Source organism: Acetoanaerobium pronyense, from assembly GCF_017874355.1.
Taxonomy (GTDB): Bacteria; Bacillota; Clostridia; order Peptostreptococcales; family Filifactoraceae; genus Acetoanaerobium; species Acetoanaerobium pronyense.
The window spans coordinates 47440-60334 of the sequence record NZ_JAGGLI010000011.1; the positions used below are offsets into that span (position 1 = coordinate 47440).

Sequence of the window (12895 nt, forward strand, 5' to 3'; positions counted from 1 at the left end):
ATCGCTTATTTTTGGTGCACCCAAGAGGACTTGAACCTCCGACTCACAGTTTAGGAAACTGCAGCTCTATCCACCTGAGCTATGGGTGCATGGGTTTGAATTAGCTAGCTACAGTTATTATATTAGCATTAAATATGAATTTCGTAAATATCTCTAGAATAAATTATTAAAATAGGCCTTAACGATTCTATTTTATGAACATATGCCACATGCTCTCCATAAACATTAACCATATCTTCTATTATTTCAAGTACATCTACATAGTAATCATAAATTTTGCTAGGTTTGTAAGAAAATCTGTTTCCAAGTTCTTTTTTTTCAATATAATCTCTCCAGCATTACTTGTCTTTTTGGTTCGTATTTTTAACAATATATACTTTCCAAAAAGACAAGTTTCTTTTAAAGAGTTTCCAATGGCTTTGTTATGAATTTTTTCTGGCTTTAGCATTATGTCTATAATGTAAATAATTTTATTTTTCTTCTCCAAGAATTTCTTTTAATTTTTTAATAATATCATCAAATTTAATACCTTGTGCATAAGGGTATTTCTTTGTATATGAATCCCATATCAACTGAAGATCCTTGCTCTCTTCAATGTCAGCAATATATTTCTCCTTTTTATCTAGGTAAATTAACGTATCTCTTTCTTTTGCTTTTTCTATAATAGCACTTCTTAAATCTACAATATTAATATCATCTTTTCTAAAGCTGGTTAACATGTATACATCGTAGTAATCTCTAGCCCTCGTATTTGAAATGTTTCTGGCTAATATTGACTCGATTTTTTCAGCTAGAATAGTGTTCAAATTATAAGCCTTAATTTCAATGCTCCGTTCTTCAAACATTAGTTCAAAGGAATAGTCAACTTCTCTTGGAATAATAATATCTCCTGTAGTAATATCAATTTTCATATTTACCTTAATTGTGAAGAATTTAGCTTCTAAAGATACTCTAAAATCTTCATATTCACTTATATCATGAATGCTATTTATGTTTTTAATAGTGAAAGTAACATTATCACCTAAGTCTATGGAGAGTATTTCATTCAATATTTCTTCTATATTTTCTTTAGTAACTGGAAATCCTTTTATAGTTGTGTCCATATCTAACGTACTTCTTAAATCTATTCCTAGCATTGCTGCAATTAAAAATCCACCCTTAAGAACAAAATTATCCTTATATTCTGAAATAGAAATCCGCTCTAAAAGTCTTTCCATCATGAAATTTTGAAGCAAGGTATTGGCTACCAAGTTCTTTTTCTTCGCCATATTATTAATCCAATCTTTTAATTGTTTTGGGCTTCCAATTTTCAAATTAACACCTCCATATATTGGCGAATCAGCTCTTTCATATTAAACAATCCTGCGTACTTAATTAATTTAGCATAATCAGAGCCAGGTGTTTTTAAATATCTTCTTACTGCCTCATTTATCAAATCACGATCTAATTGTTCTTTCTTTTTCAAACAATCGCAAATTGTTCTCTCTTTATCATAAACATAAACTTCATTTCCATATGGTGTTTTCATTGTAATTTTACCAATAGTATGCAAATTCTTAGCCACATAAAAAAACTTATATTTATTCTTCTCTTTTAAGAGTCTAGTATTATATCCTGAAGGAATAGTAATCATTATTTGAAAAGGAGTTCTATCTGCTAATTCGTGAAAATACAAAGCAGTCTCATGAGAAAAAATCCCTTTTTTACACCTATATTGACTTAAATAGTATTCATCTTCCATCTGATTTGAATCCATGTATAGGCCATGCTCTACTCTTTCTAATTGACCTAGTTTTTCCATACGTTGCAGTATTTTATTATCTATTCCTTTAGATTTTGCTTCAAGTGAAGTAATAAAACCATTATTCTTTTTTAGCAACTTCAAAACCAAATCATTTTTGCTCACAAGCTCACCTCACATAACTTCTTGTCTTTTTTGTTCGTATTCATTTTACTATATACTCACTAAAAAGACAAGTTCATCAACATTTTTCTTTGATAGATACATTAATAAAATTATTAGAAATAAGCAATAGCAGAATGTTTTGATGCAAATTTGATGCAAAAAACAAAAATGAAATTTATATTGTAGCAGGACTTTTTAGTCCTATCTCTAAAAGCTATATAGCTTCTACCTTTGTTTTTCCAAAAGATTTCTCTCTATCATCATATTTCTAGCTTTGCTCCATGCTCTTTTAACCATTTCCTTTTCTCACTATAGTCAGGAATTATTGATGCAACGTTATTCCAAAAGCTTTTTTGATGATGTTTGTGCTCCATATGACACATCTCATGGACTACGACATAATCAAGGATAGGAAGTGGGGACATTATTAGCTTATAATTAAAAAATAGGTCATTTTTATAGTTACAGCTTCCCCATCTTGTCTTTTGAGCTTTGATTTTTATTGAGTTTACTTTTTTATTAAAATATTTACTATAATAGGATATCCTTTCTTCTATCATCTGCTTTGCTATTGCTTTGTACCAAATCTCCATAGACTTCCTTATAATATCTTCATCTCTAGTAGGCGCAGTGATTATAAGGTTATGTTGTGTTAGCTTGATTTCTGGTTTTTTTAAGTCTTCATTAATTACTAAATCAAGAATATAGTTTTTTCCTAAGTACATCAAATATTCCCCAGAAACATAGTTTTTCTTGATAGGAATATTTTGGGAATCACTTAAAAAATGAAGCTTTTCTATAAGCCACTTTTCTTTTTTTCTAAGGTTTTTTTCAATCTGGCTTTTACTCACATACTGTGGAGCCCTCACTGTAACTATCCCAGGTGCTTTGATACTTATCTCAAGAGTCTTCCTCTTTGAATAAATTACATTATATTCTATAATTCTATCTTCAAATACTATATTAAAATTCATATCTTCTCCAGTTCCAGCACTTAAAATATATACTTATGAATTCTGTACTTTTTGTAATTTTGCAAATTCAAATCCTCTTAATTATAGGCTTATATTCCTTTTTAACTTACGCCTCTAAATTATATCATATAGCTTTACTTCTCAATCACAACAAAGTTTAGAGGACTTTAACTTAGTATATAGAATACTTTATTTATAGAAAATTATAACAAAAGGGTGATATATTATGGATATTACTATACATCTACTTGATGAGTCAGTAAAAGAGGAGCTTTTTGAATTTGAAGTTGAAAATAGAAATTATTTTGCTCAAATAGGCTTTCCCAGAGATGAAAGCTACTATGATTTTAGGAATTTTGAGCAAATAACTAAAGATTTGATTTTTGATCAGGAAAATGGAATGACAGTATATCCTTTGAGAAAATACTGGACTAGAATAAAAAAGGTGGAACCAAGTTCCACCTTTTTGTCTTCCTTGATAAGCTAATTATTTTTTTACATAGACAGAAACCGAGCCTGCTCCTACTTTAAATACTCCACTTCCCTGTTCATCTATCTCTATCTCCTCTTTTATATCTCCAAAGGCATCTATCCAGATTTCCCCTTTATGAATATCTCCAACGTTCATTGATTTTTCTGCTTCATCTCCAGTAGATATGATTACAGCAAGCCCTTTTGGATGTTCTTCATTTCCTTTTCTTACCCATCCGATTACATTTTCGTGGTCAAAATAATCATCCTGATCTCCATATGAATGATTTATCCTTAGAGCTATTAGCTTGTCTAATGCTTCTTTTATTGAATCTATAGGATGCTCTGAATCTGAGCCATAGTAATCACCGTAAAATACACAAGGATATCCGTCTTTTCTAAGAAGAATTAGACTATATGCTATAGATTTGAACCAAGGCTCTATAAAGGATTCTAAGGACTGCCCTGTCTGAGAATCATGATTATCTACGAAGGTTACTGCAAGGGCTGGATGGTCTTTTACTAAAGTGCCTTCAAATATTTTTCTCATATCAAACTCTTTTCCACTTTTTGAAGCCTCAAAGAGCTTGTAGTGAAGAGGCACATCAAATAAATCAAGCTTATAGTCTACCTCTTCTAAATATTTATCAATTATATCTTTTCTTCCTTCCCAGTATTCTCCCACTCTATAAAAATCCTCACCAAATTCTGCAGTTATGTGCTCTAGTAGTTCTTTAATAAACCAGTCATTTATATGTTTTATGGCATCTAGCCTTATCCCATCAATATTTGTTTCCTTAATGAACCAGCTTATCCAGTTTTTTGTCTCTTTTTGGACATCGGGATGTTTATAGTCAATATTTGAAAACATAAGATAGTCATAGTTTCCAAACTCCTTATCTACTCCATCTCCCCAACTTTTTCCCTCTCCTTGAATCAAATATATTGCAGTTTTTTCATTTTCATTATTGTAATCTGTGCCGTTAAAATGCTCCCATGACCACTTAAAGTCAGAATATTTTCCTTCCCTTGCATCAAAATTGAATTTTGTCCATCCTTCTATTTCATGGGGATCACTTATACTTTCCTCTCTGTTTTCAGGGTCAACTTCAACTGCCATAAACTTTTGAGTCTCATCTGCTCCTGCTTTATGATTCAGTACAACATCAGCATATACCCGTATTCCTTGATTTTTCAGCTCATTTATAGCCTCTAAAAGCTCCTCTTTTGTACCATATTTAGTAGGAATATCCCCTTTTTGGTCAAATTCTCCAAGGTCATACATGTCATATACTCCATATCCTGGATCATCTTTGCTAGTGCCTTTATAGCAAGGGGGTATCCAAACCGATGTAATGCCTAGTTCCTTTAGATGCCTTGCATCCTCTTTAAGTCTTTTCCAGTGATTTGAATCAGGCTTTATATACCATTCAAAATACTGCATCATAACTCCATTAACACTCACTTAGATTTCCTCCTCTAATGAATCAGTATTTTTATAATTATTCTATATCTATGATTTTCAATTAATCTCTTCTAATTATTGTTTCCCTTTTTTTTAAAAACGAAACAAAGAGAAAAGACCCCCATAAATGAGAGTCTTATCATATTTCTATGGAGCCTTAACTTTTAATACAAGGCTTTATTTTTTAGTTATAATATCTGCTCCCATATAAGTTCTTAGTACCTCTGGGATTACTACACTTCCATCTTTTTGCTGGAAGTTTTCAAGGATAGCTGCAAGAGCCCTTCCTATTGCAACTCCTGAGCCGTTTAATGTATGAACAAACTCAGGCTTAGAAGCTTTATCTCTTTTGAATCTTACATTTGCTCTTCTAGCTTGGAAATCTTCAAAGTTTGAACATGAAGAAATCTCCACATATCTATTATAGCTTGGCATCCATACCTCAAGGTCATATTTGTATGCAGCCGTGAACCCTAAGTCTCCAGAGCATATTCTTACCACTCTATATGGTACACCTAGCATCTGTAAAACCTTCTCTGCATTTGCAGTTAGTTTTTCAAGCTCATCATAAGAATCTTCTGGTTTTGTGAATTTTACAAGCTCTACTTTGTTAAACTGATGCTGTCTTATTAATCCTCTTGTGTCTCTACCTGCAGAACCAGCCTCTGCTCTAAAGCATGGGGTGTATGCACAGTAGTTTATAGTAAGGTCATCTCCTGATAGTATTTCATTTTGGTGGATGTTTGTAACAGGTACCTCTGCCGTTGGAACTAGGAAGTAGTCATACCCTTCTAGCTTGAACATATCTTCCTCAAATTTTGGAAGCTGCCCTGTACCTACAAAGCTAGTTCTATTAGCTATAAATGGAGGAAGCACTTCTGTATATCCATGATCCCTAGTATGAGTATCAAGGAAGAAGTTTATAAGAGATCTCTCTAGTCTAGCTCCAAGGTCTTTGTAAAGAGTGAACCTAGAGCCTGTAATCTTTCCTGCTGCCTCAAAATCAAGTATTCCAAGGTCAGTACCTATATCCCAGTGAGCTTTAGGCTCAAAGTCAAATACAGTTGGCTCTCCCCATTTTCGAACCTCTTCATTGTCATCATCTGTATCTCCAGTCGGAACCTTTGGATTTGGAACGTTTGGTATTCTAAGAAGCTTTTGGAACAGGTCTTCTTCAACAACCTTCACCTGATCATCAAGCTCTTTTATTTTATCTGAAAGCTCTTTAAGTCTTGTCATTAGCTCTGCTGTGTCTTTTCCTTCTTTTTTGTACTGAGGTATCAGCTTTGAGTCTACATTTTGCTCATTTTTAAGTACCTCAACCTCCTTAAGGAGTTCTATTCTCTTGTCATCAAGGTCTATTACCTCTTCTAAGCTAAAGTCCTTTTCTCCTCTTTTAGCCATTAGGGGCTTGATTTCTTCTAGGTCTCTTTTAATCCTTTTAATATCCAGCATGATAAATCCTCCTTTATCTTCTTCAAAAATTGACACCTGATTATCTACTAAAAATACTTTAAAATACACACTCAAATACCAACTTTTTACTAAAATCAAAAAAGCTTCCGTCCCAGTAAAGGGACGAAAGCTAGCTTCCGCGGTACCACCCAAATTGTCTAATAAAGACCACTTGAACCTTTAACGAAAAGGTTACGCCGCATCCTACTATCTTCAGATGCAGAGCTCAGAAACGGATTCAAAAGTGATATATATAGGCTCTCACCAACCGCCTATTCTCTGAATTATATCTGCTTTTTACTACTTTTCTTCATAGCTTAATTTTAAATTATTATTAAAGATTATAGCACCAAAGAAGATTTTGTTCAATTATTTTATTAAAATATTAGAACTTTTCACAGTGAAGTTTGAAGAAAGCCTGAGGCTGCTTACAGACTGGGCATATGCTTGGAGCTGCTGAACCATCAAATATATATCCACAGCACATACATTTCCAAAGGTCTTTTTCTTCTCTTTTGAATACTGTTTCAGCTTTTACATGCTCTGCAAGTGTACGATATCTCTCTTCATGATCTTTTTCTATATCAACTATCATTCTAAATGAAGCTGCTACTTTTGGGAATCCTTCTTCATCAGCTATCTTTGCAAATTCTGGATAAAGCTCAGTCCACTCTTCGTTTTCTCCCATAGCTGCTGCTACTAGATTAGTATATGTATTTCCCATAACTACAGGATAGTCAGCATCTACATGAAGCGCTACTGGAAACTCTTCTCCCTCTAAGCCAGCTACTGCATGATCATAGAATATCTTTGCGTGTATACGCTCGTTGTCAGCAGTTTCGTTAAAAACCTCTGCTATTCTCATGAATCCTTCTTTTTCAGCTACCTCGGCAAACATGTTGTATCTACCTCTAGCTTGAGACTCTCCAGCAAAAGCCTTGATAAGGTTTCCTAAAGTCTTTGTTCCTTTTAATGATTTTCCTGCCATGATTGAACCTCCTGAATTTTTATTTTGGGTCTAATCCCTTGATTCTCATTTACCCAATTTGCCAGCAGTTTAACAACTGCTTTATACATTATACTATAAATTTAGCGAATTTGTAATGATTTCAATATAATTTTCTAATTAAAAAGACCTATACTCAATTTCTACAAAAACAAAAAATGAAAATAAAATAACAAATTTTTCCTGTTATTGATTTTTTTTATAATAATTATTAAATATTTAAATAGTTGAAAACACTGAGTTTCATATAATATAAGGGTTTTTCATGTTAAAATGTAAACGAAATTATTTTTTATATTAAAAAAGTTTCTAGTTTTATATTTCGAAAAAATTAATTTAGTATTAATGAACTTTAGGAGGGTAAACATGAATAAAATACTTCAAAAGCTTCCACTTCCAGTTTCAGGGCTTATGCTTGGTCTTGCAGCTCTTGGAAATTTACTTGGAGGATACAGTCCTTTAATTAGGTCTATGTTTGGGGCAGTTTCTTTTATAATCTTTTTAATGCTTGTTGCAAAGTTTATAAAATATCCTGCATGTATTAAGGAGGGGCTTGATAACCCTGTAGTAGGTGGTGTAATGGCTACATTTCCTATGTCTATGATGATTTTATCTACATACATAAAGCCATATTCTTCTCCACTTGCATTAGGGTTTTGGATTATAGGAATAGTTCTTCATCTTTCCCTTATTGCAGTCTTTACAAAAACACATATATTAAAGTTTAATATTAAAAAGGTATTTCCTACATATTTTATAGTATATGCGGGGATTGTAGCTGCAAGTGTGGCAGCTCCAGTCCATCAAATGCAAAGTATTGGGCAGATTCTTTTCTGGGTAGGATTTTTGCCATATATGGTTATTCTTCCAATTGTAACTTATCGCGCCTTTGTAGTAAAAGAGATTCCTGAGATGGCTCTTCCTACACTTGCAATCTTTGCTGCTCCAGGAAGCCTTTGTCTTGCTGGATATATGAACTCTTTCCCAGAAAAAAATATTTTTATGGTTTATATTCTTGTAGCAGTTGCTAGCATTACTATACTTATAGCACTTTCTCAAATGCCAAAGCTCCTTAGACTGAAGTTTTATCCTAGTTTTTCAGCTTTCACATTTCCATTTGTAATTAGTGCAATAGCTATCAAAGGAACAAGTGGATTTTTCGCAAGCATAGGTTCCCCTTCTCCTATACTCAAGGGAGCTGCATCTTTCCTTGAAGCATTAGCAGTAATCATGGTGCTTTATGTATTAGCTCAATACAGTGCGTTTTTATTGAAAAAAGAAGCTCCAGCTCCTTCACAACAAAAGACAACTGCATAAAATATAAAAAAGGTCTCATTTTAAAAATATGAGACCTTTTTTTATATTAAGTAATCTTTTTGTTAAATGGTAAAAAGAGGATTATATTTGATAACTAAACTGTAAATTCTATAAAGAACAATTTATGCTTCTTAACGCTTATGAATAACCTGATTTTCACCTTTTACGTGAATTACGGTTTGAGGATAAGGTATCTCTATATTATTTGCATCAAATTCATCTTTAATCCTTTGCATTACTCTACCATGCACAGCCCAAAAATTTTGATTTTTTACCCAAGGAAGTGCAAAAATCCTCATCGAGTTGTCAGCAAACTCTCTAAGCACTACTACTGGCTCTGGATCATCAAATATATCTATCTCCTCTTTGAAAATAGCCTTTATAATCTCAATGGCTTTTTTATAATCAGATTCATAAGATATATCTAATGTCAAAGGCATCTTCCTATTTTCCGCTGCTGAAAAATTCGATACATTTTCAGATGTCAGTTTAGAGTTGGGTACTATTATTTTTCTATTGTCTAAAGCGTAAAGAACGGTATTCATAATAAGGATTTCATCTACAGTCCCAGATACGCCAGCAGCTTCTATAAAATCTCCTACCTTAAATGGCTTAAATATAAGAATCAGTATCCCTGATGCAAAATTTGAAAGATTATTTTGAAGGGAAAGACCTACAGCAAGCCCAAGAGCACCAATTGCTGCAACAAATGAGTTTGTAGGAACTCCTACTCTACCAAGAGCTGCAATAACAACCATTATTATTATAATAAAATAAAGTATCTGGGATATGAACCCAACTGCTGATGGGTCTACATTTGACCTTTTCATAAGTCTTTTTGAGATATTTCTTCCTTTTTTAGCTATATAGATTCCTATAACAAGTATTAAAAGTCCTATTATTATATTTCCTCCATATGCTATTAACATGGCTTTTAATGCATCCATAAAATCAAAGCCATAATTTACTGTGTTTGCAATTTCCTCTGTCACTACTTCAAGGGTAGATTCATTCAATGAAATAACATCCTTTCTTTTTGAATTTTTTGATTTAAAATACTTTAGTTTTGTATCCTTCTAAGAATCTCACCTATCTCATTTACCTTTCTTTGGTACTCCCCAAGCTCACCACTTCTAAGAGCCTCTTGTGCTTCTTCATAAAGGGTGTTTGCCCTCATAATAAGCTCTTGATAGTCTGAATCAAGTATAGGAACCTCAGCTGAAGGGTCATCTACAGGTATATCATCAACTTCTAAATCTCCAGTTACTGGAAGACTTCTATCAAATAGACGCTCTATGACCTTTTCTAGGTTGTCATCCATCACTACTCTGTCACCATAAACTCCTATAATCCTTCTTACCTCAGGTATAGCATTTTCAGAGCCTGCTCTAATATATAGAGGCTCTATATAAAGGATTGAATCTTCTATAGGAATAGTAAGGAGGTGCCCTCTTATTACCTGAGAACCTCTTGAATCCCAAAGTGCTAAATCTCTTGATATTACATCGTTATTGCTAATTCTAGCCTCTATTTGCTCAGGTCCTATTATAGTTTTATTTTTAGGGAACTCATAAAGCCTTAGCTTTCCATAGTCCTCCCCATCATTTCTTGCAATCAAAAATGCTATCATATTTTGTCTGTCTAGAGGTGTGTAAGGTATGCTAAGCACAAACTCTGGCTCCTCTTCAGATGGAAGCTTAAACGTAAAGTAAAGGGACTCCATCTCTTGTATTTCTCCTCCATAATTTTGCCTTGCTACTTGCCATCTATCTTCTCTATTATAGTAGAGCTCAGGCTGATCTATATGATAAGTTCCATACATCTGAGCCTGAATATCAAATATGTTTTGAGGATATCTTAAATGAGCTCTAAACTGCTCTGGCATCTCTTCCACGGTTTTAAAAAGGTTAGGGAATATCTTATCATAGGTCTGAACTAAAGGATCTTCACTATCTATTATATAATAATCTACATCCCCATTATAGGCATCTACTATAACCTTAAAAGAGTTTCTTATATAATTGATATTAGTATTCGCATAAGGCTCCGAGTATGGATAAAATCCTGTACTTGTATAACCATCTATTATATAAAATATCCTTCCCTCTGAAATCACTGCATAAGGGTCTTCATCATAAAGCAAGAACGGTGCTATTTTTCTTGTTCTTTCCATTATGTTTCTGTTTAAAATTATTCGACTTTCATCATTTAAGCTTCCAGAAACAAGCATATTAAGACTTTGCTCCCTTATAGAATAAAGAAGTTTATTGAAAAACGAAAGCCTTATTCCTGCACTTCCTTCATATGATGTCGTCTGAAGTGTATCTCCCATTGGGTAATCAAATTCCTGTTCATCTGTATTTACGATTACATAGTCATTTGTAAGCTCTCCAAAATATATCTGTGGTCTAGTGACTCTAAGTTCTTCAAAGTCTGAAATCGGAGGAGCATTTCTAACCACCATAAGTGGCTGTCCAGATGCTGTAAGCTGATTAACTGGAGCTACTGTAACGCCATATCCATGGGTAAATTTAAGATGCTTATTAACCCAAGTCTTTGCGCTTTCATCAAGGGCCTCCTTGTCAAGCTCTCTTACAGAAAGAAAGACCTGGGTAAGACTGCCATTTAGTGTATATCTATCTATATCAACATCATTAAAATTATAATAACCTCTAAGTCCTTGAAGCTGGTTAAAAGCTTCTCTTGTAGGCCTATAGTCGTTTAAGCTTATATTGGTTATAGTTTCCATATTATTTTCAATATCTTCAAATGTAAGATCTTGTGTAGCTTCAAAAGGAACCACATTTATATCATCGAGTCCGTATGCCTTTTTAGTATATTCAATGGTATGAGCTATATATTCTCTTTCCCTTGCAAGTTCATTTGGAGACACTATAATATTTTGAACGAATGTCTGGACTCCAAAACCTATGATATAGACTCCTGCGAGAGCTATAGGACCAAGAGCAGAAACCTTTATATTGCCGCTATATCTTGAGTAGACTAATAGTCCTGCTGAAAAAAGAGATACAAATATCTGAATTCTATATATCCAAAGAGTTACATTAATATCTGTGTATCCAGCTCCATATGTCGCTCCTGTAGGAGAGTAAAGAAGTCCAAATGCAGCTATATAGCTTCTTAAAGAAACTATAAGAAAAAATATGACTCCTATTACCATAATCTGGCCAAGGGCCAAGTCCATAGCTCTTTTTTGAATTACCTCAAAGCTGTTTTTAGTCCTAAGTGTCCTAATTTTTCCTCCAAGGTCATCCCCTGTATCCGCTGGCTGTCTTATAGATATAAGCACTATATAAAGCACAAATGTTATTATCATCAAAAAGACTACAAAACCAAGCATAAAATTAAATACTTCCCTTACTATTGGAAGGGTAAAGACATAAAAGGAAATATCTTTTAAAAATATAGGGTCTGTCTCTCCGAATCTTGTAGAGTTTAAAAATCTAAGAATCTGCATCCAAAAGGATGATGAAATGCTAAAAGAAAAAAACACTCCAAGAATCGCTGCAATGATTCCTATTATTCTATTCACAGGCTTTTCATCCTGCTTTGTTGTAAGTATATTCATATGCTTGTAGTAATTTGTTTTTATTCTGTAAAAATAAAAGTAGATAAACCCAGTAAACGCAATAAAAAATGGCACTCCTATATAGAGCTTGGCAAACACCTGTTTCAAAAATGTTGAAGTATAACCCACCTCTTTAAACCACAAATAATCTGCCATAAATCCTAAAATTTTACTAAATGAAGTAAGTATTGCAATTAATGCCATCACAGATATAATTATAGTTATTTTTTTTATATTCGATATTTCTATTGGCTTTTTTTTCTCCATTTTTTAATCCCCCAATCAATTATTGCTATCCTCATCATACCCAATTATCTAGGCTATTAATTATATATTATAGAAATACTATAATTTAAATAGTATAAAAAATTTACATCTTAAATTAATATTTTGTTTAAGCTTAAATATGGGTGGTATATATACTATAACTTCAAAAAAAGGAGCTGATTCCACCAAAATCTTAAGAGAAATTCTCAGGATTAAATGGAAATTTTTCAAAGTGACTCAAGGAGTGAGCGAGATGATTCCACCGATATAATATTGAAAGACATACCAATTGTTAATTACATTTTTAAGCAATTTCATTTAGTTTTTTCGGGAGGAAGGCTATGATTCCACCAAAGTAAATAACAGAAATAGTTTTTCAGAAACTTGATTTTTAAAAAGAAAGTTTTTTTAAAATAATTTGTTAACTCTTTTAAACTGGATATGA

The 12895-nt window shown here is 32.9% G+C and carries 11 protein-coding genes, 1 tRNA gene and 1 other annotated feature; of the genes, 2 read left to right on the forward strand and 10 right to left on the reverse strand.

Translation table 11 applies throughout. The features are described from left to right. Window positions 1-12: 12 nt before the first annotated feature. The 5 genes from J2Z35_RS06200 to J2Z35_RS06220 all read right to left on the reverse strand — a co-directional run bounded on the left by J2Z35_RS06200 (window position 13) and on the right by J2Z35_RS06220 (window position 2880). Window positions 13-89: transfer RNA gene (locus tag J2Z35_RS06200), tRNA-Arg, on the reverse strand. Between the two features lie 167 nt (window positions 90-256). Continuing rightward, window positions 257-448: a hypothetical protein gene (locus J2Z35_RS06205; RefSeq protein ID WP_209660514.1), complete on the reverse strand. Its 192-nt coding sequence runs from the start codon at window positions 446-448 to the stop codon at window positions 257-259. A 22-nt stretch (window positions 449-470) separates the two neighbouring features. After that, on the reverse strand, window positions 471-1313 hold the full coding sequence (locus J2Z35_RS06210; protein WP_209660515.1) for a nucleotidyl transferase AbiEii/AbiGii toxin family protein: 843 nt from the start codon (window positions 1311-1313) through the stop codon (window positions 471-473). Further along, window positions 1310-1906: a type IV toxin-antitoxin system AbiEi family antitoxin domain-containing protein gene (locus J2Z35_RS06215; protein ID WP_209660516.1), complete on the reverse strand. Its 597-nt coding sequence runs from the start codon at window positions 1904-1906 to the stop codon at window positions 1310-1312. The genes J2Z35_RS06210 and J2Z35_RS06215 overlap by 4 nt, the downstream gene beginning before the upstream one ends. 260 nt (window positions 1907-2166) lie before the next feature. Then, entirely contained in the window at window positions 2167-2880 is a 714-nt protein-coding gene (locus J2Z35_RS06220; protein ID WP_209660517.1) for a M48 family metallopeptidase, read from the reverse strand. A 226-nt stretch (window positions 2881-3106) separates the two neighbouring features. Between J2Z35_RS06220 and J2Z35_RS06225 the strand changes: the two genes are divergently transcribed. Further along, window positions 3107-3367, forward strand: coding sequence for a hypothetical protein (locus tag J2Z35_RS06225; protein ID WP_209660518.1), 261 nt, complete (start codon window positions 3107-3109; stop codon window positions 3365-3367). On the opposite strand, the gene J2Z35_RS06230 is transcribed toward J2Z35_RS06225, so the two are convergent. The 3 genes from J2Z35_RS06230 to rbr form a co-directional block, all read right to left on the reverse strand. Then, complete coding sequence (locus tag J2Z35_RS06230; protein WP_209660519.1) at window positions 3368-4816, reverse strand: alpha-amylase; 1449 nt, start codon at window positions 4814-4816, stop codon at window positions 3368-3370. A 177-nt stretch (window positions 4817-4993) separates the two neighbouring features. After that, window positions 4994-6271, reverse strand: a complete 1278-nt coding sequence (gene serS / locus J2Z35_RS06235) for a serine--tRNA ligase (RefSeq protein WP_209660520.1) — start codon at window positions 6269-6271, stop codon at window positions 4994-4996. Between the two features lie 116 nt (window positions 6272-6387). Beyond that, window positions 6388-6594 (reverse strand) — a binding site (T-box leader). Between the two features lie 62 nt (window positions 6595-6656). Beyond that, on the reverse strand, window positions 6657-7259 hold the full coding sequence (gene rbr / locus J2Z35_RS06240) for a rubrerythrin (RefSeq protein WP_209660521.1): 603 nt from the start codon (window positions 7257-7259) through the stop codon (window positions 6657-6659). Window positions 7260-7643: 384 nt separating this feature from the next. On the opposite strand from rbr, the gene J2Z35_RS06245 reads away from it, so the two are divergent. After that, window positions 7644-8594, forward strand: coding sequence for a TDT family transporter (locus J2Z35_RS06245; protein ID WP_209660522.1), 951 nt, complete (start codon window positions 7644-7646; stop codon window positions 8592-8594). Between the two features lie 131 nt (window positions 8595-8725). On the opposite strand, the gene J2Z35_RS06250 is transcribed toward J2Z35_RS06245, so the two are convergent. Beyond that, window positions 8726-9610, reverse strand: a complete 885-nt coding sequence (locus J2Z35_RS06250; RefSeq protein ID WP_209660523.1) for a mechanosensitive ion channel family protein — start codon at window positions 9608-9610, stop codon at window positions 8726-8728. Between the two features lie 44 nt (window positions 9611-9654). Next, a complete protein-coding gene (locus J2Z35_RS06255; protein WP_209660524.1) occupies window positions 9655-12450 on the reverse strand; it encodes a UPF0182 family membrane protein in 2796 nt (931 codons plus the stop codon). Window positions 12451-12895: the final 445 nt, after the last annotated feature.

Coding starts and splice junctions, on each gene's coding strand:
- J2Z35_RS06205 (WP_209660514.1), bottom strand. CDS start 448: ATGCTAAAGCCAGAAAAAATTCATAACAAAGCCATTGGAAACTCTTTA.
- J2Z35_RS06220 (WP_209660517.1), bottom strand. CDS start 2,880: ATGAATTTTAATATAGTATTTGAAGATAGAATTATAGAATATAATGTA.
- J2Z35_RS06225 (WP_209660518.1), top strand. CDS start 3,107: ATGGATATTACTATACATCTACTTGATGAGTCAGTAAAAGAGGAGCTT.
- serS (WP_209660520.1), bottom strand. CDS start 6,271: ATGCTGGATATTAAAAGGATTAAAAGAGACCTAGAAGAAATCAAGCCC.
- rbr (WP_209660521.1), bottom strand. CDS start 7,259: ATGGCAGGAAAATCATTAAAAGGAACAAAGACTTTAGGAAACCTTATC.
- J2Z35_RS06245 (WP_209660522.1), top strand. CDS start 7,644: ATGAATAAAATACTTCAAAAGCTTCCACTTCCAGTTTCAGGGCTTATG.
- J2Z35_RS06255 (WP_209660524.1), bottom strand. CDS start 12,450: ATGGAGAAAAAAAAGCCAATAGAAATATCGAATATAAAAAAAATAACT.